The sequence below is a fragment of the Bacillus sp. NS1 genome, from assembly GCF_058248265.1.
In genome coordinates, this window is record NZ_JBZAZF010000002.1 from 884,182 (window position 1) to 906,965 (window position 22,784).

A 22,784-nucleotide genomic window follows, 5' to 3' on the forward strand; every position below is an offset into this window, starting at 1 on the left:
AGCGCCAATGCTGAATACAGAAGACATTCTCTGTAAAATGCTTTTCGCACAATTGCAGTCCATAGGGTTTTTCACAGAAAGTAAATCCCAGCCGGTATTGGAGAATTTCTATGGCAGATGGTTTGAAGAAAGCCAATCGATTTTAGAACGGCATCAATTTCTCAAGAGAACGGAGAACGGACTTGTTCCAACGCGCTCAATAGGGACTCTAGGTGAGCTGTGGAAGGAATGGAATGAACAAAAATCAGACCTGCTTCAAGACAATAATATGAAAGCCATGGTGACATTGGTGGAGACAGCAATTAAAGCCTTGCCGGAGATATTGACCGGCAAGGCGTCTGCCACCGATATCCTGTTTCCGAATTCATCTATGGATTTAGTAGAAGGGGTCTATAAAAACAATCAAGTCGCAGACTATTTTAATGATGTACTGGCGGACACGTTAGCGGCCTACCTGCAAGCACGTTTGAAGCAAGAGCCTGAGGCGAAGATTCGAATATTAGAAATCGGAGCAGGAACCGGCGGTACAAGCGCGACTGTTTTTCAAAAATTGAAAGCCTGGCAGACACATATAAAAGAATATTGCTATACAGATTTGTCGAAAGCATTTTTAATGCATGCAGAAAACAAGTACGGTCCGGACAATCCGTATTTGACATATAAACGATTTAATGTGGAGGAGCCGGCGTCTGAACAGCATATTGATGCGGGAGGCTATGACGCTGTCATCGCAGCGAATGTGCTGCATGCCACGAAAAATATCCGGCAGACGCTGCGAAATGCAAAAGCAGTTTTGAAAAAGAACGGGCTGCTCCTCTTAAATGAAATAAGTGATCATAATATATATTCGCATTTGACGTTCGGCCTTTTAGAGGGCTGGTGGCTGTATGAGGATCCTGACCTCCGTATACCGGGCTGCCCGGGCCTGTATCCGGACACTTGGAAGATGGTGCTTGAGAGTGAGGGATATCGCTATGTATCCTTTATGGCTGAACAATCACATAAGCTCGGCCAGCAGATCATTGCTGCTGAAAGTAACGGAGTCGTCCGTCAAAAGAAGAAAACTGAGACAGAAGAAGATACAGGCCATTTACAAATAGATGCAGAAAAAGATCATTCACAAGAAAACGATTCTCTCTTTGAGCAAACGGCTCAATTTGTGAAGCATACGCTGGCAAAATCAATCAAACTATCACCAGAGCGTATTCATGAAGATACGACATTCGAGAAGTATGGAATTGATTCGATTTTGCAGGTGAATTTCATTCGTGAATTAGAAAAAGTGACGGGGGATCTTCCAAAAACCATTTTATTTGAACATAACAATACAAAAGAACTCGTTGATTATTTAGTAAAGGAGCACGAAAGCAAGCTCCGGACAGCACTGTTAAAAGAAACACCCCAGCCTGCCAAAAACGAAGTTCCTGTTCAAACGGAGCGTGCAGCTGCTAGTAAGCCGTTTTCTTTTGCCACACGCCGTTTTGCTGGAGAGCAGCAGGTCAAAGAAAATCAGCAAGCATCAAATAGCGAGTTAAAAAAGGAAACGATAAGCAATTTCCAAGTGGCGCGGTCGAATGATCTGAGTACAGAAGATATCGCAATTATCGGGATCAGCGGACGCTATCCGATGTCTGACAGTTTAGAAGAGCTATGGGCGCATTTAATTGCTGGAGACAATTGTATTACAGAGGCACCGGAATCCAGATGGCGCACATCGTTATTGAAAACATTATCAATAGATGCAATACAGCCGGCAGATAAGAAGCGTTATGGCGGATTTTTACAAGATATTGAAGCATTTGACCATCAGCTTTTTGAGATGGAGCAAAGCCGAGTGATGGAAATGACGCCGGAACTCCGCTTATCTTTAGAAACCGTCTGGGAAACATTTGAGGATGGCGGCTATACCCGCACCCGGCTGGATGAACTGCGGGATGGCGACACCGGAGTGGGCGTCTTTATCGGGAATATGTATAACCAGTATTTTTGGAATATCCCATCATTAGAGCAGGCGGTCCTCAGCTCAAATGGGGGAGACTGGCATATCGCAAACCGCGTTTCCCATTTTTTCAACCTGACCGGACCGAGTATCGCTGTCAGCTCAGCATGCTCCAGTTCATTAAACGCCATTCACCTTGCCTGTGAAAGCCTGAAATTGAAAAGCTGCTCTATGGCAATTGCCGGAGGGGTCAATTTAACACTCGATCTCTCAAAGTATGATTCTTTGGAGCGAGCCAATCTGCTGGAAAGCGGAAATCAAAGCAAAAGTTTTGGCACAGGAACAGGGCTTGTTCCTGGGGAAGGCGTCGGAGCTGTTCTGTTAAAACCGCTATCGAAGGCAATTGAGGATCAGGATCATATTTATGCTGTCATCAAAAGCAGTTTCGCCAATCATAGCGGCGGAAGACAGATGTATACAGCTCCAGATCCGAAGCAGCAAGCAAAATTAATCGCCAAGTCGATTGAACAGTCGGGCATTGATCCGGAGACTATCGGCTATATTGAATCAGCGGCAAATGGCTCAGCACTTGGCGATCCTATTGAAGTGATTGCACTGACAAACGCGTTTCAGCAATATACAAATAAGAAACAGTTTTGTGCGATAGGCTCTGTCAAATCCAATCTGGGGCATTTGGAGGCGGCTTCCGGCATTTCTCAGCTGACAAAAGTGCTGCTGCAAATGAAGAAGGGCACGCTGGTGCCGACAATTAACGCAACACCTGTCAATCCAAATATTAAACTGGAAAACACGGCTTTTTATCTTCAGGAACAAACGGAGCCATGGCATCGCTTGAATGATCCTCAAACTGGAAAGCAATTGCCCCGCAGAAGCATGATCAATTCCTTTGGAGCGGGGGGAGCCTACGCCAATCTCATTATAGAAGAATTTATAGAGACGGCTCCAGAGAGACATATCGCGAACCGCCAGCAGGAATTTACAGCCGTTTTTTCAGCAAAAACAAAATGGAGCCTGCTCAGCTATCTTGAAAACATGCAATTGTTTTTAGAGAAGGAAGCTGCTCTGGATATTGAACCAATAGTACAGGCTTTACACAGGAGGAATCACAATTTAGAGCATAGGGCTGCTTTTACAGTAACATCGACTCAGGATCTGGTCGAAAAACTGAAGATGTTCCGTACATCAAAAGAAAGCTCACTCCAGCAAGGTATTTATACATCATTCGATTTACAGCCATGTGCTGGATCAGCCCAAAAGGATAGAGAAACAAACCCAGCAAAGCAATGGGCACAAGGGGCATCCGTTGATTTTAAAGAAGCAGCTCAAGGGAACCGATCCGGCTGGGTTCATCTGCCACACTATGCATTTGATCATCATACAGCATTTCATTTCGATCTTCCGGCGGAGCAGGGGAAACCACCGGCTGTCGAAAGCAATATCAATCATCCGGTCATACAAGATCAATTCACATATGATGAGCCTTACGTGCAAGGCCACGTCTTCAACAATGAACGGGTGCTTGTCGGCGCAACATACAGCAGTCTGGCCATTGATGCATTTTTTAACATGTTTCCTGAGGAAACCAGCGGCCGCATCAGCAAATTAAGCTATATCAATCCAGTTGTCATCAAACAAGGCGAGACTATTGAACTGCAGGCAAAGCCACTTCGAAAAGATCATGTCATAGAATTACAAATCATGTATCGCGAACTGGCTTCTGATACATGGAAGCCTGCTGCCATCGGGCAATGCCAAAATAGTTTATTTGAAACAAAAAAAGTCAATATTGAGAGCTTAAAGCATTCATTAACCGAGCTTCAACACATCGATCAGATGTATAAAGCCGGAAACGGCCCTCAGTGGGGAGCGTTATTTAAGACAATTACTCATCTTTACAGAGACAATAGATCGATACTGGCAAAAATTCGCCTGCCTCAAAGCGGTCTGGCAAACCATCATTACACTGTAAGCCCATTGATGACAAACAGCGCCTACTTGGCTATCCTCAGTTTCTTAGAGCAATTTGACATTGAGGGCAGCTTCCTGCCATTTGGAATCAATGATATCCAATTTACAAAACATGCGATACAAGAGGATTGCTGGCTTCTGATTACATTGGTTAAAAATACAGGTGACATGCTGCTATTCGATGTAGACGTGATCAATGAATCGTCAGAAATAGTGCTGCACTATTCGGGCTACTCGCTAAAGCAACTGCGTAATTCAAATCAAAGAGGAAATGAAAATCAGGCCATCAAAGTCATCGAGCTAAAAGACCGTATCAAAAGCTATGTAACAGATAAACTGGCAGTAAACATGGCCGACCCGTCAAAACTGTCTCTTTCAAAAGCGCATATTATGGATTTGGGGATCGATTCTTCTCAATTGGTTGCGCTGACAAGGGAGTTAGAATCAGAAACAAAAATCGAATTAAATCCGACGTTGTTTTTTGAGTATCCGACTGTTCAAGAGCTTATCGAATTTTTTGCAGACAAACATGAAGCATCATTTGTCCAGCTGTTTGGTGAAGCCGATCAACTGCAGGAACGCCCAGCTCAAATCGAAAACAAAATGAAACAGATTCCGGTACATGAGATGAAGACGGATAAAGCAATCGAACATACAGCCGATGGCATAGCCATTATCGGCATGTCGGGACAGTTTCCAAAAGCAAACAGTGTAACGGAATTTTGGGATAACATCATTCACGGAAAGAACTGTATCTCTGAAGTGCCGAAAGAACGCTGGGACTGGCGTAAATTTGCTTCAGCTGACAAAGAGGAACAATCAAGCCTTCAATGGGGCGGATTTATAGAAGGGATAGGTGAGTTTGATCCGCTATTTTTTGGCATATCACCTAAAGAAGCGGCACATATGGATCCGCAGGAGTTTCTGCTCTTGATACATGCATGGAAGGCGATGGAAGATGCAGGCTTAACAGGACAGGCCTTATCCAGCCTGCCGACTGGAGTGTTCGTCGCAGCCGGCAATACGGATACAGCCGTAATTCCTTCCTTAATTCCAAACCGTATCTCCTATGCTCTGGATGTAAAAGGGCCAAGCGAATATTATGAAGCTGCCTGTTCCTCAGCTCTTGTGGCTTTGCATAGAGCCATACAATCTATCCGAAACGGCGAATGTGAGCAAGCCATTGTCGGGGCTGTGAACTTGCTGCTTTCACCAAAAGGCTTTATTGGCTTCGACTCAATGGGATATTTGAGTGCAGAAGGACAGGCGAAATCCTTTCAAGCAGATGCGAATGGCTTTGTCAGAAGTGAAGGGGCAGGGGTTCTCATTATTAAACCTTTGCAAAAAGCCATTGAGGATTCCGATCATATTTATTCGGTCATTAAAGGTACAGGTGTATCGCATGGCGGCAGGGGAATGTCACTCCATGCACCAAATCCGGCCGGTATGAAGGATGCAATGCTGAAGGCTTATCAAGGAGCACAAATTGATCCAAAAACGGTGGCCTATATAGAAGCGCATGGGATCGCCTCTCCATTGGCAGACGCGATAGAAATAGAGGCGTTAAAGTCAGGCTTAAACCAGTTTGAATTGGAACTTCCACAGGAAGTAGAGGAGGAGGCGCCATGTTATATCAGCAGCTTAAAGCCGAGCATCGGACACGGTGAACTGGTTTCCGGCATGGCTGCTCTCATGAAGGTCAGCATGGCGATGAAGCATCAAACAATACCAGGCATATCAGGATTCTCTTCATTAAATGATCAAGTGTCAATCAGTGGAACCCGTTTCCAGATGACTGCGGAGAACCAGCAGTGGGAGGATATGAAGGACGGATCAGGAAGAAAAATCCCGCGCAGAGCAAGTATCAATAGCTATAGCTTTGGAGGCGTAAATGCACACGTCATTATAGAAGAATATATTCCTTCACCAAAAGCAGCGGTGAATAAGAATGAAGCTCACATTGTGGTTCTTTCTGCAAAGAATCAAGACAGGCTAAAAGCAGTTATTCAACAGCAGCTCGATTATGTGAACAAACAACAAGAACTGTCATTACAACATTATGCTTTTACACTTCAAACCGGGCGAGAGGCGATGGGGGACCGGCTGGCGCTGGTTGTCCGCAATAAAGAAGAGCTGGTGACCGGCTTGCAAGACTGCTTAACAGCTGCTGAAAAAGGCGAAAAGCCGAAAATCTCTGTACCTGTCTTTAGCGGAAATGCGGAAGAGGGCTCGTCAGATATCGAAGCTTTGCTCGATGGTCCATTAAGAGAAATGGTGATAGAGACTCTGTTGTCTGAAAACAACCTTGAAAAGATTGCATTTTGCTGGACAAAAGGGATGCAAATCCCGTGGGAGCGGCTATATCAAGGAAAAGATGCCCGAAGAATACCGCTGCCAACCTATCCATTTGAAAAGAGAAGCTGCTGGAATGGCTTTCAAGCAATAGAGTATACGCCTTCCGTTTCACATGATGAGCAGATGCACAGCAACGATCATCATATCTTAGCTGATGTATTAGGGATGGCTCCAGAAGAACTGCATCCTCATAAGCCATTACAACATTACGGATTTGATTCGATTTCTTGCATACAGTTATTACAGCAATTGCAATCAAAGGTTGACCCTCTCATCACCTTGGCGGAGCTGCAAGCATGCCAAACTGTGCAGGACATGACGGACTTGATCGCAAAGAAACAGGAGGATACATCCTTACAAAATGATCACGCTCGCACGTTTCCGGAATTGATACCGTTAAATGACGGCAAGCGGGGACGCCCTGTATTTTGGTTTCATGGCGGGGTAGGAGGCGTTGAAATCTATCAGCAATTTGCACAAAAAAGCCAGCGCCCTTTTTATGGCATTCAAGCTAGAGGATTTATGACTGATCATGCTCCTTTACAAGGAATTGAACAAATGGCTTCCTATTATATAGAGATCATTCGAGCCATACAGCCGGAAGGCCCTTATGATGTAGGCGGATATTCCTTAGGCGGAATGATTGCATATGAAGTCACACGCCAGTTGCAAAGCCAAGGCCTATCTGTCAAAAGCATGGTGATGATTGACTCTCCATACAATCCTGAGACGAAAGAAAATGAGGCTTCTATGAAAACGTCAATGCTGCAAACAATCAATACGTTGCTGGCATCGATTGCGAATCCGGATAAACTTACTGACGTTCTTATCAGCCGTGAAGAGGTAGACACAAGCAGAGAGGATGAAGAATTCCTGTCTGAGCTGATTGACTTGGCAAAAAAACGGGGATTAAACAAACCGGAAAAGCAAATACGTGCGCAGACGAAGCAAATGATGAAAACGCAGCGTGCCTATGATGTTGAATCGTACACTGTACAGCCTCTGCCTGACCCTGAGGCTGTAAAATGTTATTACTTCCGCAATAAAAGCAGGTCTTTCTTTGGGGATTTAGACATTTATTTCACTTTCTCAAATGAAAGAGCATCGTTCGATCAAGCTGCCTACTGGGAGGAATGGGAGCGGCAAATTCCCCATTTCAACCTGATAGATGTCGAATCAAGCAACCACTTCATGATATTAACGGAACCTAAAGCATCTATAGCCATGTTAGAATTTTGCGAAAAGCTCTATTCAAACAGGGGAGTAGTAAACGCGAATTTCCTTAAGGCTTTCCGGAAAAAACATGAAGCGAAAGAAGAAAAAGAAGATGAATTGGTGAAGCGCTGAGAAACACAAACGCCCCCTTTTGAAGGGGGCGTTTTGAATATGTTATTTTGAAAGTAACACAGGGAGACTTTCTAACCCTCTTAAAAAGACATTTTTTCTCCAATGGATATCATCAGGCGCTGCCGCGAGTTCAATATCCGGAAATCTCTTTAGAAGCGAGTTGAATGCAATGTGGCCTTCCAGTCTGGCAAGCGGCGCTCCTAAGCAGAAATGAATGCCAAAGCCGAAAGAAATATGTCTGTTAGGCGACCGATTGATATTTAATGTTTCCGGGTTCTCAAAAAAGTTTGGATCGCGATTGGCAGATCCGATGCCTATAAAGATCATGTCTCCTTTTTTGATTGAATGCCCCTTGTATGTAAAGTCCTCGACGGCCCACCGATTTGCCATCATAACGACAGGCGAGGTGTATCGCAGCAATTCTTCAACAGCTGTAGCAATCATTTCAGGATGCTGCTTCAGCTTCTCACATTCCTCCTTGTGTTGAAGCAATGCGAGGGTGCCCGATCCGAGTAAGTTAACGGTTGTTTCAAGGCCCGCTACGACCAGCAGGAACAGCATCGAATAAAGCTCTTTTTCGCTTAACTTGCTGCCGTTTTCTTCAGCATGTACGAGTTTGCTGATTATATCGTCTTTTGGCTGTATCCTTCTGTCGTGGATCAGCTTGGCGATATAGTCTTTAAATTCACGAAGGGCTTGATTTGTTAGCTCTCTGTTACTTTCAGAGGTATCAACCATTGCATTGGTCCAGATTTGAAACTGTGTCCGATCCTCTTTAGGAATTCCCATCAATTCAGATATAACAATAAAAGGCAAAGGGGAAGCGAAGGATTTCATAATATCCGCTTTATTTTCTTCTTCCATTTCATCTAAAAGCTGTTCAGAAATTTGTTCGATGCTGCCGCGCAGATTTTCAATGGTGCGTGGAGTAAATGCTTGATGAACAAGTGATCTCAAGCGGGTATGGTCAGGTGTGTCTTTTGCCAGCATATGATCAGAAACGAAATCGATATCTTCGCTGACATTGAGCATTTTGATTTGTTCTTGGCTCATCACGTTTTTAACATCTCTTGTAATCCGATTGTCTTTTAAAAAGGCCATACAATCATCATATCGGGTGATTAACCAAGCTGGATATGTGCCTCCGAACCGTTTTAATTCAAATCGGTGAATGGGATCTTCTTCTCTAAATCGGCCCAAAACTGAAAAGGGATTTTGATGAAATTCTTTTCCGTGCGGATGAAACATCAATTTTTCCATGTGCATTCTCCTCGCCTAATAGGGTAAATAGATGATTTCATTCTGTTAAACAAGTTGCAGAACCAGCTTGCAAAAAACAGAATTATTTGAAACTTAATCCTGTCTCTAAAACTATATATCTATTTTAGGCGTCATTCAATAGGGGGAAGAACGAAAAAAATGAAAAAGTGGTTCTATCTAAAGCAGCGCCTTTGAATGAATGCTCAAAGGCGCTAAGCTGTATTATTTTGATGAAAGTGACTGTCAGCTGTGCTGGACATCAATTGTATATACTGCACGATCTGTTACAACCTTCAATCCTTCGTTTTCTTGGTGAATATGAATATCACCTAATAAAGGAATCTCATAGGCATTTTGCGGAAGCGGTACGTCGCCGTCCTCAGTGAATGTTGTTCCTTCGCCTTCTAAAACAAGTTCTTCATTTGCAACATAGTCATCAGGATGATTCGTGCTGCGTATACCCACTTTTTGAAGGTGGAGAACAATCTGGTCCAAGTCTGAAATCTCTTCATCATGGGTCAATTCACCTTTTCTAATATCAAGTGTTTGGCCGACTTTTGATTCCAGCCATTGAGAAAGCTGTGTATTCGTATGTGCCATCAATATTCCTCCTTTTGATCTACACGATACTATTCCCAATTGCTGCATCTTTTACACGAAAAAGAGCCGCCTCACCCTCTATGTATGAAACAATTCGCTGTTCAGAGCTTTGATATATCGTAAGGCAGAACGCTGGACAGCTTCGTCGGCATTCTCTTTGACAACTTTTGAAAAAGCATTATAAATCCGATTAAATTGAAGCGGTTTCACTTTGGCTGCTATTTCTACAACTTTGGAAGCGGGAAGGGGAATGAGATTTGGATAGCTGTACATAAAGCTGACCCAGTTCCGATCGGCCGCAACTGCAATGATATCCCCGGTCAATAGACAGCCTTTCCCATCATTGCCGTTGCTCCAATGGAGAACGGCACCGCCTTTAAAATGTCCGCCCAGACGGTAAAGGTCCAGTCCCGGCTTCATGTTGAGAGTTTCCCCCGACCAGAAATGAATGTGATTGCTTGGCCTTGTCACCCTCACCCATTCTTTGTCATCCGCATGAATATAAATCGGGGCCTGAAACGCTTCAGCCCACTCAACCTGAGCAGAGTAATAATGCGGATGAGACAAAGCGATGGCTTGAATGCCGCCTAATTCTTTGATGTGGTCAATTGTCTTTTGGTCAAGATATGAAATGCAATCCCACAGCATGTTGAAGCCCTCATGCTGGATCAAATGTGCTGTTTGTCCGATCGCAAACTCTGGCTCAGTTTTGATGCTGTAAAGATGCTCTTCTTCCTTTTTGAGGATGTTTTGAAGGTTTTTTTTCTCACGCATGTCTTCAAGGGTAGTCCAAGATTGTCCATCCGGAGGAATATACTGCCTTTCGTCATCGCAAATCAGACATGAATTCGGCGGATGTACAGTCTGCGCATGTTGTACTCCGCATGTTTTGCAGATATAATAAGGCACTTTTGCCACTTCCTTCATCCATTTTCTATTATTTTATCCCATTATTATGAAAATTAAAAATATAAAACCGGCAGTTCTACAGAGAGAATTGCCGGCTATATGGTGCTGTTTATTGGCCGGGAACTGAATTTTCCGCGTTGACAGCGCCCGCTCCGTAAACATTCGGATCTTCATTTTTCCATTTGTCCGTGCCGTTTTTCAAAAGCTCTTTCACTTCATCAGGTGTAAGATCCGGGTTTTGCTGAAGGATTAAAGCTGCGATTCCTGCGCAGATTGGAGTTGCCATTGATGTTCCAGACATTGTAAAGTACAGAGACCCTACACGGCTTGACTTTTGAAGCTTATCGATATAAGAATTCGGAGAGCGAAGGGAAATAATATTAACACCCGGCGCTAAAATATCGGGCTTTTCTTTCCCGTAGACTGTCGGTCCGCGGCTTGAGAAGGAAGCGACCGTATCATCTTCGCTGCTTGGGGTATTGTTATCGTCAAGCGCACCTACTGTAATCACCTTTTCGCTCACGCCCGGGCTTGAAATGGTCTGTGGATCAGGCCCTGAGTTTCCGGCAGCAACACAGACGACAATCCCTGCGTTCCACGCTTCTTCAACCGCTCTGACTAACGGGTCTTCCTGTTCATTATCATATCTAAGCGCATCGCCCCCGAGCGACATACTGATAATATCAATCGGTTCGTTCGGGTTGTCCTCATTGTATTGAATACACCACTCCACACCTTCAATAATATCCGCTAATGTTCCTGAACCTTGCTTATTCAGTACCTTCACGCCGATTAGATTAGCTTCCGGTGCAGGTCCGCGGTATTGGCCGGAGGAGGATGCGCCGCTGCTTGCGACATCACCTGCACAGTGTGTGCCATGACCATTATCATCATACGGTTCTGTTTTTTGATTGACCATGTCCGCAAATCCGATAATTCTGCCTTCTAAATCAGGATGCGGGTAGATTCCTGTATCGACAACAGCGACAGTAACACCTTTTCCTGTCAGGGTTTGCCCGTTTCTGATGACTTCCTTCGCGTGGCTTGCTTCGGTTGCCGTGTCTAGAAGCGCTTTGACTTCGCGGTTTAAATATACTTTGCGAATATCGCTGCATTCAGAAAGAAGTGAATGTAACGCTGAAGGAGTAACCTCCGCGCTGCAGCAATTGATTTTATTGAAGCGGCTTTTTAGCTTGCTGCGTTTTTCTTTTTGCAGCACCTCTCCAGCCATTTGAAAGCCTGTCTCGTGACAGCCTTCCTCAAATTCAATAATGACTGACATTTTTTTTCTGTTTTTCAATTTGGTTTCGAAAAACTGATGCAAGAAGCAAGGAGTCCATTTGAAGGGCTTGTAAAGCTGTAGTACGCTTTCACGTAACGGCCAATCTAGCTTATGAGCATTTGCTCTCACCATTTGTACCATAGAGTACCCAAACATGTATTTTCCTCCTATTATAAGGTTCTCTGTATACTCTATGAACAGATGGTAGGTTTGGTAAGTTTGTTTGTCCTTTATAAGAGACGGACAAGAGTTGGTTTTTATGAATCTTTTGAATCAGATTCAGGAGTCGTGGCAATCATTGGGGATTGAAAAGGAACATTTGTTCGTATTATAATGTTGTCATATCAAACTGGCAAGGGGAGAGCAGCTATATGAATTTCTTCTTACATCGGTCTTTGGAAAGCCAAATACCAATCAGCATTATATATATGAAGAAAGACGGAACGATTAGTAAAAGAACGATTATTGTAAGACAGAAAAGCAAAACGCAAATCAAAGCGTTTTGTTTTTCGAAACAACAGATCAGAACGTTTTTGTTGGATTCAATCCTTTCCTGTGACTTTGTGAGAACAAATAAACAAAACCTCTATTTGGCAGGCCGATAATAGGCTGTCCGTCCAGCAACCGGGCAGCTGCTAATAAAACCCTCCTTAAACCTCTATACATGTAATTGCCAAGTGAGGTTATTCCTACCTTTTTTATCTTTCCTCTCAATCTTTTTTCACTCATATTTCAAATGAACCGCTATTAACCGTGACAATCAATTGATTTTTTGAAACCGGGAACTTTTTCACTGATGATATAGCGTATACAATGGTAAGATAAAACCTATTGGCTAAACCTCATATAATGAACCGTGCCATTCTTATGAAAGGAGTTAAACATGAGAAGATTTATACTAAATGTCATATTAGTCTTAGCCATTGCCTTATTCCTGAGATATGTTCATTACTCATTAGAACCCGAACCATCTAATCAGCCAGATACATATTCAAATTTCAGCAGCTTGGCAGAGAATGAGAGCCCAGCCGATTATGATATTTCTTATAGTGAGAAAAAAGGAAGCAAAGTGTTAATTATGTCTCCGCACGGCGGAAGAATTGAAGGCGGAGTAAGCGAGCTTGTGCGGTATTTCAATAGTGAATTCTCTACATACCTGTTTGAAGGGTTGAAGTCACACGATAACCAAACGCTTCACATTACAAGCACCAACTTTGATGAGCCATTGGCTGAAAAGAAAATCAAGGAGCATCAATATGTTGTGGCTTTTCACGGATATAAAGGGGAGAACAAGAATACACTTGTTGGGGGCACAGACCGAAAGCGGGCGAAAATGATCGTAAGAGCCCTTGAGAGAAGGGGATTTTCCGCTGAGTTAGCGTCGTCTAAAAGCGGTCTTGCTGGGTTAAGTGCCGAAAATATTAACAACCAAGGGGAAACGGGGCTGAGTATCCAGCTGGAAATCAGCCGCGAGCAGAGAGAAGCATTTTTCGATGATTTTTATTATAAAAATAGAAAATATACAAAGAACAGTGAATTTTATGCTTATGTGAGTGCGATCAAAAGTGTCCTTGAAAAAGAGTATTCGTAACAAGCAGATCAGAAGACAAGATAAGAGAAGATCAGTAGACTGAAATAGAATCATAAAAGGAGGCAAAACTTACGATGGCAGATCATCATTTTTATTTAAAAGCGAACTGGCCGGGCAACCGCAATGATGTCGGTACGATCGAAAGCGGTAACTTAATCACCTCTATTTCAATTCCTAAAGAAATGGATGGACCAGGAGAGGGGACCAACCCGGATGAGATGCTTCTCGGGGCGGCAGCAACCTGTTACATTATTACACTTGCTGCGATGATGGAAAGAAGCGGGCTGGAAAAGGACGACTTGCAGATGGAGTCAGAAGGCATTGTCGACGTCACCAAAGGAGTCTTTACATACAAAAAGATCATCCACCGTCCCTCCGTTGTGCTCAAACATGACGCCTCACAAGAAGATGTCGCACTGGCGCACAAGCTTTGTGAAAAGGCGGAGTCGTCATGCATGATTTCACGCGCCATTCAAGGAAATGTCGAGCTACAGCTTGAAGCCTCCGTAAAACTGGCTGGCGAATAATGAAACAGACGGTCACTCACAGACCGTCTGTTTTTTATCTTTAGCAGGGGCTTTCGACTGATTTAACACGACTACGCCTGCAATGACTAGCGTGAGCCCGAACACGCTCTTTAAACTGATGGTTTCGCCAAAAAGCAAAAACCCGACAATGGCTGTAAGCGCCGTTCCAACGCCAGACCATGTCGCATACGCGCTTGATAAGTCAATTGTTTTTAAAGAAAAGCTTAGAAAGGTAAAAGCAGAAAGAAATCCGGCAATGACTCCAACAATGGGCCAGGCTTGTGTAAATCCTTCTGAAAGCTTCAGCATTGTGCTCCCGAAAACCTCAGATACAATGGCAAGAGCCAAATAAAGCAATCCTTTCATCATTATCACTCCTTTACTGCCAGTTAAGTAACACGACCCCTGATATTAATAAAAGAATCCCGATAAGCCCTTTGCCATTCAATTCTTCCTTAAACCATTTCACTCCGATCACTGCCGTCAGCACCGTGCCCACACCGCTCCAAGTCGCATACGAGAGGCTGAGGGGGATATGGTTTAAGGTCAGCGACAGCATATAAAAGGCGAGGGAATAGCCAATCACGACCAAAGCGCTTGGCTTCCACTTTTTGAAGCCGTCAGACACTTTCAGCATGGCCGCTCCTATCGATTCCGAGCATATGGCAATCGTGAGGAATATATATCCTACCAACATCGTACATTCTCCTCACTTGAACTGTAATTTTAGATTAGAAAAGTTCTTCAGCTAGAAAAATATTAGTGTATGGCTATGTATGAGTCAAGCGATTCATTTTCAGTCACTTAAAAAGACCCCTTTTGAAGAGGCCTTGTGTGTTTAATAGTAGTAAGGGAATGGGGCGTACGGATAGGGGTATCCGCCATAAAAATAAGGGTTAAATAAAGCGCTTCCTACAAGCCCGCCAACTAGTCCGCCGAAAAAAGGTCCCCCGTAAAAACCGAATGGCCGGCCAAACCCAAATCCAGGTCTTCCAAACCCGTAGCCGAATCCAGGTCTTCCGAATCCGAAAGGTCTTCCAAATATCCTTGTGTCTTCAGCAGTGAAATGTTCTATCTCGTTCATTTTTTCTTTCCTCCTGTAATAAATTGTAGATGATGCAGTGTATTCAGCCTACCTAGATTTGATTGGGCGTTTGATGAAAAAGAAGGGATGTGATCACATTGGGCCTGTATCCGTCTGACTGGTCAAAAGCGCCGCCTCATGCACATGCTTATCACGTCAAAACAACGAGAGAACAGGGACATTATCATCTCATTGAAGGATTTACTCAGCCAGCTAATGGATCGAATACCGATCAGCATACACATCACTTTACAGGGATCACTTCTTTTGAAAACGGCCACTTTCACCGGTATTACGGAATCTCAGGGCCTGCGATTCCCTTAGCAGACGGCACCCATTATCACGAAATCGAAGAAACGACGTATCTGGCCTATAACGAGCCGATTAAGATCCGGTACGGAGGCGTTGTGTATGATCCGAAAGATGACGGAAGAAAAACGCATCGCCATGCCCTGAAAGGAAAGACGAGAGAAATCGTCGGCAATGAGCCGCTCGGGTGGTAGAAGGATGTTTACCGGTGCAAAAAAAGGGCAAAATGGATAGGTGGTTGCACATGATGAATGCTATAATGGGGGGAGATTTATAAAAGAGAGTGATATATATTGAATAATACGAAGCAGCCCGTTGTCATTTTAGTCGGACCGACGGCAGTGGGGAAAACAAATTTAAGTATTCAGCTAGCTAAATCCTTGAATGCGGAAATTATCAGCGGAGATTCGATGCAGGTTTATAAAGGAATGGATATTGGAACAGCTAAAATCACTGAACAGGAGATGGAGGGAGTACCCCATCATCTGATTGATATTTTAGATCCCCAAGATTCCTTCTCCACCGCCGATTATCAAGGCTTAGTGAGAAACAAAATCAGCGAGATTGCAAAAAGAGGAAAGCTTCCAATGATTGTCGGCGGTACAGGGCTTTATATACAATCTGTGCTTTACGATTATACATTTACGGAAGAGGCGAACGATCCTGTGTTTCGACAGAGCCTGCAAATGGCTGCTGAACGGGAAGGCGCTGACTTTCTTCATGCCAAACTTGCTGCGGCAGATCCAGAGGCAGCAGCTGCGATTCATCCCAATAATACGAGAAGAGTTATTCGTGCGCTGGAAATATTACACACGTCTGGAAAAACGATGTCACAGCATTTGAAGGAGCAAAAACGAGAACTTCTGTACAATGCAGTGTTAATCGGACTGACAATGGATAGAGACACGCTTTACGCAAGAATTAATCAGCGGGTTGATATGATGATGGAGGCCGGTCTTCTTCCCGAAGTGAAACGCCTCTACGACAAAAACGTGAGAGACTGTCAGTCGATACAGGCGATAGGCTATAAGGAGTTATATGCATATTTTGACGGTTTTGTGACACTTTCTGATGCCGTCGATCAGCTAAAGCAGAACTCAAGACGGTATGCGAAACGGCAGCTGACGTGGTTTCGCAACAAAATGCAGGTTACCTGGTTCGATATGACACCGCCCGTTGATATGGAGCTGAAAAAAAAGGAAATTTTCACACATATAGCAGGAAAACTCGAACTTTAATCGAAACTGTATGATATAGAGAATCAAGGAGGACGAAACATGAAACCGATTAATATTCAGGATCAGTTTTTGAATCAAATCCGGAAAGAAAATACGTATGTCACTGTTTTTTTGCTGAATGGCTTTCAGCTGCGTGGCCAGGTGAAAGGCTTTGATAACTTTACCGTATTGCTGGAATCGGAAGGTAAGCAGCAGCTTATCTATAAACATGCGATCTCAACGTTTGCGCCGCAAAAAAACGTCCAGCTTGAACTCGAATAGATCAAAAAATACCATGTCAAGGCATGGGGAGGCTGTCGGGGGAATCCCGGCAGCCATTTTTTAAGCTTGAGCCACTTTCATTCCAAGCTTTGTATTTTAGTAAGCTGACCATGCCAAGGCACGGTCTTTTTTTATGAGATCAACATATGCAAAACTAACTCGAATATCATGTAAAAATCTGAATTTGGGAGTGACGCGACCTTGTTTGAAAGTGAAGAACTGAGACGAATTAGGATTGCGCTTGTGTGGATAGCCGTATTTTTGCTGTTCGGAGCGTGCGGGAATCAAGATACCATCATTGAAACAGACAGCGGCAATTCAGGCTATGAAACGCCACAGCCAGCCTCGTTCCCGCTTGAACATAATCATTTTGGCGTTGTAGAGGACGGCTATATCAAAATTTATGAGTATAATGAGTCCCGCAATGAGGTAAAGCTGAAGACAGAATACTCGGATGATGAGCTTGAATAAAATTCACAAGCATCCGAATTTACAAAGCGGATGCTACCCGCTAAACTAAATACAGACACAGATCAAACAGAGGGTGAAATAAAATGAAGCATAAAGTGATCGTGAATCATTGGGAAGAAATTTGTGAAGATGATTCTTGCTATGAATACGGAACAAGCATCATTGTGAACGGAAAAGAATTAATCAGAGAAGCGTCAATTATCAGCGCTTTGAAGGCGGTTTTAGAAGAGATCGGTGCGGATGTTGAAATAGAAGAAACAGTAGAGAGCGAAAAATGCTGTGATAGCTTAAGAAAAAAAAATCTAGACTACTAAGCAGTTTTTTTTCATGTTATGATATACATCGGCTTAAAAACGACACCCTGAGTAGGACGAGAGATGATTCTCGTTCTGCTCTCTTTTTTGGGCCCTTATGAGTCTGCCCATATGCCTGATTTGATCAAAATATGAATTTTTCACAAAAACAAATCTATATATTGTGTTTTTGTCAGAGGATAGTATACTATATATAGTGTTAGTGATGAGAGATTCATATTTTTTGATAGGTCGTGATAAAACGTGGTACAAATCATATTTGATTCGAAAACAGGGAATGTTCAGCGGTTTGTGAATAAAATAGGCTTTCAGCAGATACGCAAGGTGGACGAAATTGACCACCTGGACACTCCGTTTGTTTTGGTCACCTACACGACAAACTTCGGTCAGGTACCGGCATCAACACAATCATTTCTCGAAAAATACGCCCATCTTTTATTAGGAGTCGCTGCGAGCGGCAATAAAGTATGGGGCGATAACTTTGCAAAAAGCGCCGATACCATTTCAAGACAATATCAGGTGCCGATCTTGCACAAATTTGAACTCAGCGGCACATCTAAAGACGTTGAATTGTTTACTCAGGAGGTAGAAAGAGTTGTCACAAAATCAAGTGCCAAAATGGATCCAGTTAAATAACGAAATCATGATCCAAAAAGATGGAAAATTCCAGTTTGATAAGGATAAAGAGGCTGTACATAGCTATTTTGTAGATTATATCAATCAAAACACAGTTTTCTTTCACGATTTAAAAGAGAAGCTGGATTATTTGATAGAAAACCAATACTACGAAGAGGAATTCTTAAGCCTTTATTCTTTTGAAGACATTAAAGAAGTGTTTAAGACAGCTTACGCTAAGAAGTTTCGTTTTCCTTCCTTCATGAGTGCGTTTAAATTCTATAATGACTATGCTTTGAAAACGAATGACAAGAAAAAAATCCTCGAGCGTTATGAGGACCGGATCTCAATTGTTGCGCTGTTCTTCGCAAACGGCGACACTGAAAAAGCAAAAGAATATGTGCGCCTGATGATCAATCAGGAATATCAGCCGAGCACACCGACATTTTTGAACGCTGGCAGAAAACGCCGCGGTGAGCTTGTAAGCTGCTTCTTGCTCGAAGTCAATGATTCTTTAAACGACATTTCAAGAGCGATCGATATCTCCATGCAGCTTTCTAAACTGGGCGGCGGGGTTTCTCTTAACCTGTCCAAGCTTCGCGCGAAAGGTGAAGCCATTAAAGATGTTGAAAATGCCACAAAAGGCGTTGTAGGCGTGATGAAGCTTCTTGATAACGCGTTCCGTTACGCTGACCAAATGGGACAAAGACAAGGATCTGGTGCGGCGTACTTAAACATTTTCCACCGCGATATCAATGATTTTCTCGATACGAAAAAGATTTCTGCCGATGAAGATGTGCGCGTCAAAACGCTGTCTATCGGTGTTGTCATTCCGGATAAGTTCGTTGAGTTGGCGCGAGAGGACAAAGCGGCTTATGTATTTTATCCGCACACGATTTATAAAGAGTACGGCCAGCACATGGATGAGATGGACATGAATGAAATGTACGACAAGTTTGTCGACAACCCTCGGGTGAAAAAGGAAAAAATCAACCCTCGGAAATTGCTTGAAAAACTGGCGATGCTTCGTTCTGAATCAGGCTATCCATACATCATGTTCCAAGATAACGTGAATAAAGTGCATGCGAATAACCATATTTCCAAGGTGAAATTTTCTAACCTTTGCTCTGAAGTCCTGCAGGCATCTCAGGTTTCTTCATACACGGACTATGATGAAGCAGATGAAATCGGTTTGGATATTTCCTGCAACCTAGGCTCGCTTAACATTCTCAACGTCATGGAACATAAATCAATCGAAAAGACAGTTAAGCTTGCGACAGACTCTTTAACACACGTGTCTGAAACGACTGATATCCGCAATGCGCCTGCTGTAAGACGGGCAAACAAAGCGATGAAATCAATCGGTCTCGGCGCTATGAACCTTCACGGCTACCTTGCGCAAAACGGCATTGCGTATGAAAGTCCGGAAGCCCGTGACTTTGCAAACACGTTCTTTATGATGGTGAACTTCTACTCCATCCAGCGTTCTGCGGAAATCGCAAAAGAGAAGGGCGAAACATTTGATCAATATGAAGGATCAACCTATGCGACAGGTGAATACTTCGACAAATACGTTTCAACTGATTTCTCACCGAAATACGAAAAAATCGCTAACTTGTTTGAAGGCATGCATATCCCGACGACAGAGGACTGGGAAAAGCTAAAAGCATTTGTAGCTGAACACGGCATGTATCACAGCTACAGATTATGCATTGCACCGACAGGCTCTATCTCATACGTTCAATCTAGCACGGCGTCTGTTATGCCGATTATGGAACGAATTGAAGAAAGAACATACGGCAACTCAAAAACGTACTACCCAATGCCTGGGCTTGCATCTAACAACTGGTTCTTCTATAAAGAAGCCTACGATATGGACATGTTCAAGGTTGTAGATATGATCGCGACTATCCAACAGCACATTGATCAGGGAATCAGCTTCACATTGTTCTTAAAAGACACAATGACGACTCGTGATTTAAACCGAATCGATCTGTATGCACATCACAGAGGAATTAAAACCATTTACTATGCAAGAACGAAAGATACTGGGCAAGACAGCTGCCTTTCTTGTGTTGTTTGATTAAAGGAGAGTTTATAGTGACAAAAATTTATGACGCAGCAAACTGGTCAAAGCATGAAGACGATTTTACTCAAATGTTCTATAACCAAAATGTGAAACAGTTCTGGCTTCCGGAAGAGATTGCTTTAAACGGCGATCTCCTCACATGGAAGTATCTCGGAAAAAATGAGCAGGACACTTATATGAAGGTACTCGCCGGACTGACTCTTCTTGATACAGAGCAAGGGAATACGGGGATGCCGATCGTGGCTGAACACGTAGAAGGCCACCAGCGGAAAGCGGTGCTGAACTTTATGGCGATGATGGAGAACGCTGTCCATGCGAAGTCGTACTCTAATATTTTCATGACCCTGGCACCGACTGAAACGATTAATGAAGTATTCGAATGGGTGAAACAAAATAAATATTTGCAGAAAAAAGCGCAAATCATCGTCGGGCTTTACAAAGCCATTCAAAAAGATGACGAGATTTCACTGTTCAAGGCGATGGTTGCTTCCGTCTATCTGGAAAGCTTCCTTTTCTACAGCGGTTTCTATTACCCATTATATTTCTACGGACAAGGAAAACTGATGCAAAGCGGTGAAATCATTAACCTGATCCTTCGTGATGAAGCGATTCACGGCGTTTATGTGGGTCTCCTTGCTCAGGAAATTTACAATAAACAGACAGAAGAGAAAAAAGCAGAGCTTCGCGAATTTGCGATCGACCTTCTGAATGAGTTATATGAAAATGAGCTTGAGTATACAGAAGACTTGTACGATCAAGTCGGACTCTCACACGATGTAAAGAAATTCATCCGCTACAATGCCAATAAAGCGCTGATGAACCTTGGATTTGATCCATACTTTGAAGAGGAAGATATTAATCCGATCGTTTTAAATGGATTAAATACAAAAACAAAATCACATGACTTCTTCTCTATGAAGGGGAACGGTTATAAAAAGGCGACAGTTGAGCCGCTCAAAGACGATGACTTTTATTTTGGAGATGAAAAAGAGCAGATGTAATATCTGCTCTTTTCGGCTTGAAGGTTCAAATGAGGAGGACGCAGTAGCAATGGGAAAAATGGACGAAATGATTTTGGTCGCCCCGCGCGATGACGTGTTTAAGAAAGAAAGCTTAACCTTCCAGGGTGTGAGCAGTGAAGATAGCAGAGTAACAGAAATCATGGCTCAAATCGAAGCGGGCTATCATGAAATGAGAAGGGGGGACGCAGAAGAAGATCCGCATTTCAAGCAGCCGATTCCTTATGTCGTCATTAAGCGCGAAGATGAAGTTTTCCTTTACGAGCGGCTGGCTGGCGGCGGAGAATCACGTCTGCACAATAAGCTTTCTCTCGGCTTTGGAGGCCATATGAACTCGATTGAAGGAGCAGCCTCATTTGCTGAAGTCTTAAAGCTGAACACAGACCGTGAGCTTGACGAAGAACTGCAAATAAATGAAGAAGATAAACAAGCGATTGTCACACTGGGACTCATCAATGATGATGAAAACAGTGTCGGTAAAGTACATATCGGTATACTTTCTGCGCTTCAATTAAAGCCAGGCTCAGAAGTGGAAGTGAAGGAGAAAGAACAAATTGCTGGAAAATGGATGAAAGTCTCTGAATTAAAACAGGACGACATCTATAACCGTCTGGAAACATGGTCACAATTTGTTGTTGATATTCTTGAATAAAAAAACCCGGTTTCTCGTGATGAGGAGCCGGGTTTTTTATAAGACGCTCGTCCACGTCTAGACTATGATTCGAGAATCACAATAGCGTCAAAGCCGGCATTTCTCGCTCTGGCAGCAAGAGCGTCTGCATTGTCTTTGGATGAAAATGCGCCAATCTGTACTTTGTATAATCCATCCTTTAAAAGGACAACCGTGTCAAAGCCTTTCGCTTCGGCGCTGCCTGCGAGTGAGTCCGCATTCGCTTTCACTTTAAATGCGCCGATCTGAACCTTATATAACCCTGAGTTGGATGTCTTTTTAAGGCTAAAGGCTTGCTCCACCCCGTTTGCATGGCCTCTCGCTAAGCTTTGAATAAAGCTGTTTGTTTTCAGCTTATTTGCATCCGCAACGGTATCAATGAAGCCGTTCTCGGTCAATAAGGCAGGCATTGCCGACTCCCTTAGGACGTGGAAGTTTGCTGTTTTTCTGCCGCGGTCTGCAAAGTCGACAGCTTGTATCACATTAGAGTGAATTGCCGATTGGTAAGTCGTCGTCGGGGCTCCCACACCCGGGTAAATATAGCTTTCAAAACCTGTCCCACCCCCGGAATTAACGTGAATGGACAAAAAGAAATCTGCTCCCCAGTTGTTAGCCGCGTTTGTCCGGTCGCTTAAGCTGACATATTGGTCGCTTGTCCGGCTCAGCAGCAAAGAAACCCCTTCATACTCGTTTGTCAATATCGTACGCAAAGCTAAAGCGATTTGCAGGGTTAACGTTTTTTCTTGAAGTCCATTTCCTACGGCGCCTGGATCAGACCCGCCATGCCCAGGATCAATAAAAATCTTAACCATTCTTCATCACCTCATTACAGGATATGAAAAAACACGGCTCCTGCTTGTACGATTATCATTCGTCTGAAAAATGAGGAAATAACCCTTTCATATACGGAAATTA

21 protein-coding genes are annotated in these 22,784 nt (G+C 43.4%); 13 read left to right on the forward strand and 8 right to left on the reverse strand.

The window, feature by feature from the left end; translation table 11 throughout:
- The first annotated feature begins 7 nt into the window (after positions 1–7).
- Positions 8–7,630: a beta-ketoacyl synthase N-terminal-like domain-containing protein gene (locus AC4CV5_RS09770; protein ID WP_490922644.1), complete on the forward strand. Its 7,623-nt coding sequence runs from the start codon at positions 8–10 to the stop codon at positions 7,628–7,630.
- A gap of 42 nt (positions 7,631–7,672) precedes the next feature.
- Here AC4CV5_RS09770 and AC4CV5_RS09775 read toward each other — a convergent pair whose 3' ends face one another.
- The 4 genes from AC4CV5_RS09775 to aprX all read right to left on the reverse strand — a co-directional run bounded on the left by AC4CV5_RS09775 (position 7,673) and on the right by aprX (position 11,837).
- Positions 7,673–8,890 carry a cytochrome P450 family protein gene (locus AC4CV5_RS09775; protein ID WP_490922646.1) on the reverse strand — a complete coding sequence of 406 codons (1,218 nt, stop codon included), beginning with the start codon at positions 8,888–8,890 and terminating at the stop codon, positions 7,673–7,675.
- A 243-nt stretch (positions 8,891–9,133) separates the two neighbouring features.
- Positions 9,134–9,490, reverse strand: coding sequence for a protein YmzB (gene ymzB, locus AC4CV5_RS09780; RefSeq protein WP_166852711.1), 357 nt, complete (start codon positions 9,488–9,490; stop codon positions 9,134–9,136).
- A gap of 78 nt (positions 9,491–9,568) precedes the next feature.
- Positions 9,569–10,399, reverse strand: a complete 831-nt coding sequence (locus AC4CV5_RS09785) for an MBL fold metallo-hydrolase (protein WP_490922712.1) — start codon at positions 10,397–10,399, stop codon at positions 9,569–9,571.
- Positions 10,400–10,508: 109 nt separating this feature from the next.
- Positions 10,509–11,837 carry a serine protease AprX gene (gene aprX, locus AC4CV5_RS09790; protein WP_490922648.1) on the reverse strand — a complete coding sequence of 443 codons (1,329 nt, stop codon included), beginning with the start codon at positions 11,835–11,837 and terminating at the stop codon, positions 10,509–10,511.
- 215 nt (positions 11,838–12,052) lie between these two features.
- Here aprX and AC4CV5_RS09795 point away from each other — a divergent pair, with 215 nt between their 5' ends.
- From AC4CV5_RS09795 to AC4CV5_RS09805, 3 genes are all read left to right on the forward strand, one after another.
- Positions 12,053–12,286: a WYL domain-containing protein gene (locus AC4CV5_RS09795; RefSeq protein WP_166852705.1), complete on the forward strand. Its 234-nt coding sequence runs from the start codon at positions 12,053–12,055 to the stop codon at positions 12,284–12,286.
- 278 nt (positions 12,287–12,564) lie between these two features.
- On the forward strand, positions 12,565–13,272 hold the full coding sequence (locus tag AC4CV5_RS09800; protein WP_490922649.1) for a poly-gamma-glutamate hydrolase family protein: 708 nt from the start codon (positions 12,565–12,567) through the stop codon (positions 13,270–13,272).
- Positions 13,273–13,346: 74 nt separating this feature from the next.
- Complete coding sequence (locus tag AC4CV5_RS09805; RefSeq protein WP_166852699.1) at positions 13,347–13,799, forward strand: OsmC family protein; 453 nt, start codon at positions 13,347–13,349, stop codon at positions 13,797–13,799.
- A gap of 12 nt (positions 13,800–13,811) precedes the next feature.
- Here the strand turns inward: AC4CV5_RS09805 and ebrB are convergent, their stop codons facing one another.
- The 3 genes from ebrB to AC4CV5_RS09820 all read right to left on the reverse strand — a co-directional run bounded on the left by ebrB (position 13,812) and on the right by AC4CV5_RS09820 (position 14,883).
- Positions 13,812–14,165: a multidrug efflux SMR transporter subunit EbrB gene (gene ebrB / locus AC4CV5_RS09810; protein ID WP_456521007.1), complete on the reverse strand. Its 354-nt coding sequence runs from the start codon at positions 14,163–14,165 to the stop codon at positions 13,812–13,814.
- Positions 14,166–14,178: 13 nt separating this feature from the next.
- Positions 14,179–14,496, reverse strand: a complete 318-nt coding sequence (gene ebrA, locus AC4CV5_RS09815) for a multidrug efflux SMR transporter subunit EbrA (protein WP_166852696.1) — start codon at positions 14,494–14,496, stop codon at positions 14,179–14,181.
- A gap of 141 nt (positions 14,497–14,637) precedes the next feature.
- Complete coding sequence (locus AC4CV5_RS09820; RefSeq protein WP_248602712.1) at positions 14,638–14,883, reverse strand: inner spore coat protein YmaG; 246 nt, start codon at positions 14,881–14,883, stop codon at positions 14,638–14,640.
- 89 nt (positions 14,884–14,972) lie between these two features.
- Between AC4CV5_RS09820 and AC4CV5_RS09825 the strand changes: the two genes are divergently transcribed.
- The 9 genes from AC4CV5_RS09825 to AC4CV5_RS09865 all read left to right on the forward strand — a co-directional run bounded on the left by AC4CV5_RS09825 (position 14,973) and on the right by AC4CV5_RS09865 (position 21,851).
- Positions 14,973–15,386 carry a YmaF family protein gene (locus AC4CV5_RS09825; RefSeq protein ID WP_326220419.1) on the forward strand — a complete coding sequence of 138 codons (414 nt, stop codon included), beginning with the start codon at positions 14,973–14,975 and terminating at the stop codon, positions 15,384–15,386.
- Positions 15,387–15,485: 99 nt separating this feature from the next.
- Positions 15,486–16,430, forward strand: coding sequence for a tRNA (adenosine(37)-N6)-dimethylallyltransferase MiaA (gene miaA / locus AC4CV5_RS09830; RefSeq protein WP_166852688.1), 945 nt, complete (start codon positions 15,486–15,488; stop codon positions 16,428–16,430).
- Between the two features lie 39 nt (positions 16,431–16,469).
- Entirely contained in the window at positions 16,470–16,691 is a 222-nt protein-coding gene (hfq, locus tag AC4CV5_RS09835) for an RNA chaperone Hfq (RefSeq protein ID WP_003221097.1), read from the forward strand.
- A gap of 201 nt (positions 16,692–16,892) precedes the next feature.
- A complete protein-coding gene (locus AC4CV5_RS09840) occupies positions 16,893–17,162 on the forward strand; it encodes a YmzC family protein (protein ID WP_166852685.1) in 270 nt (89 codons plus the stop codon).
- Between the two features lie 83 nt (positions 17,163–17,245).
- The gene (locus AC4CV5_RS09845; RefSeq protein WP_003238362.1) at positions 17,246–17,476 is read left to right on the forward strand and encodes a hypothetical protein; all 231 of its coding nucleotides are present in this window, start codon (positions 17,246–17,248) and stop codon (positions 17,474–17,476) included.
- Positions 17,477–17,719: 243 nt separating this feature from the next.
- On the forward strand, positions 17,720–18,112 hold the full coding sequence (nrdI, locus tag AC4CV5_RS09850; RefSeq protein ID WP_003221104.1) for a class Ib ribonucleoside-diphosphate reductase assembly flavoprotein NrdI: 393 nt from the start codon (positions 17,720–17,722) through the stop codon (positions 18,110–18,112).
- On the forward strand, positions 18,072–20,174 hold the full coding sequence (nrdE, locus tag AC4CV5_RS09855; protein WP_166852682.1) for a class 1b ribonucleoside-diphosphate reductase subunit alpha: 2,103 nt from the start codon (positions 18,072–18,074) through the stop codon (positions 20,172–20,174). The genes nrdI and nrdE overlap by 41 nt, the downstream gene beginning before the upstream one ends.
- A 17-nt stretch (positions 20,175–20,191) precedes the next feature.
- Positions 20,192–21,181 (forward strand): class 1b ribonucleoside-diphosphate reductase subunit beta, encoded by a 990-nt coding sequence (nrdF, locus tag AC4CV5_RS09860; RefSeq protein ID WP_490922652.1) that lies wholly within the window; start codon positions 20,192–20,194, stop codon positions 21,179–21,181.
- Positions 21,182–21,230: 49 nt separating this feature from the next.
- On the forward strand, positions 21,231–21,851 hold the full coding sequence (locus tag AC4CV5_RS09865; RefSeq protein ID WP_166852676.1) for a hypothetical protein: 621 nt from the start codon (positions 21,231–21,233) through the stop codon (positions 21,849–21,851).
- Positions 21,852–21,913: 62 nt separating this feature from the next.
- On the opposite strand, the gene AC4CV5_RS09870 is transcribed toward AC4CV5_RS09865, so the two are convergent.
- Positions 21,914–22,681: an N-acetylmuramoyl-L-alanine amidase gene (locus tag AC4CV5_RS09870; protein ID WP_490922654.1), complete on the reverse strand. Its 768-nt coding sequence runs from the start codon at positions 22,679–22,681 to the stop codon at positions 21,914–21,916.
- Positions 22,682–22,784 lie beyond the last annotated feature (103 nt).

Bases quoted from the DNA above. Each gene is read 5' to 3' on its own strand.
- AC4CV5_RS09870 (WP_490922654.1), bottom strand. From the start codon at position 22,681: ATGGTTAAGATTTTTATTGATCCTGGGCATGGCGGGTCTGATCCAGGC.
- AC4CV5_RS09775 (WP_490922646.1), bottom strand. From the start codon at position 8,890: ATGGAAAAATTGATGTTTCATCCGCACGGAAAAGAATTTCATCAAAAT.
- AC4CV5_RS09805 (WP_166852699.1), top strand. From the start codon at position 13,347: ATGGCAGATCATCATTTTTATTTAAAAGCGAACTGGCCGGGCAACCGC.
- AC4CV5_RS09845 (WP_003238362.1), top strand. From the start codon at position 17,246: ATGAAGCATAAAGTGATCGTGAATCATTGGGAAGAAATTTGTGAAGAT.
- AC4CV5_RS09770 (WP_490922644.1), top strand. From the start codon at position 8: ATGCTGAATACAGAAGACATTCTCTGTAAAATGCTTTTCGCACAATTG.
- ebrA (WP_166852696.1), bottom strand. From the start codon at position 14,496: ATGTTGGTAGGATATATATTCCTCACGATTGCCATATGCTCGGAATCG.
- aprX (WP_490922648.1), bottom strand. From the start codon at position 11,837: ATGTTTGGGTACTCTATGGTACAAATGGTGAGAGCAAATGCTCATAAG.
- ebrB (WP_456521007.1), bottom strand. From the start codon at position 14,165: ATGAAAGGATTGCTTTATTTGGCTCTTGCCATTGTATCTGAGGTTTTC.
- AC4CV5_RS09865 (WP_166852676.1), top strand. From the start codon at position 21,231: ATGGGAAAAATGGACGAAATGATTTTGGTCGCCCCGCGCGATGACGTG.
- AC4CV5_RS09820 (WP_248602712.1), bottom strand. From the start codon at position 14,883: ATGAACGAGATAGAACATTTCACTGCTGAAGACACAAGGATATTTGGA.
- ymzB (WP_166852711.1), bottom strand. From the start codon at position 9,490: ATGGCACATACGAATACACAGCTTTCTCAATGGCTGGAATCAAAAGTC.
- AC4CV5_RS09800 (WP_490922649.1), top strand. From the start codon at position 12,565: ATGAGAAGATTTATACTAAATGTCATATTAGTCTTAGCCATTGCCTTA.
- hfq (WP_003221097.1), top strand. From the start codon at position 16,470: ATGAAACCGATTAATATTCAGGATCAGTTTTTGAATCAAATCCGGAAA.
- AC4CV5_RS09795 (WP_166852705.1), top strand. From the start codon at position 12,053: ATGAATTTCTTCTTACATCGGTCTTTGGAAAGCCAAATACCAATCAGC.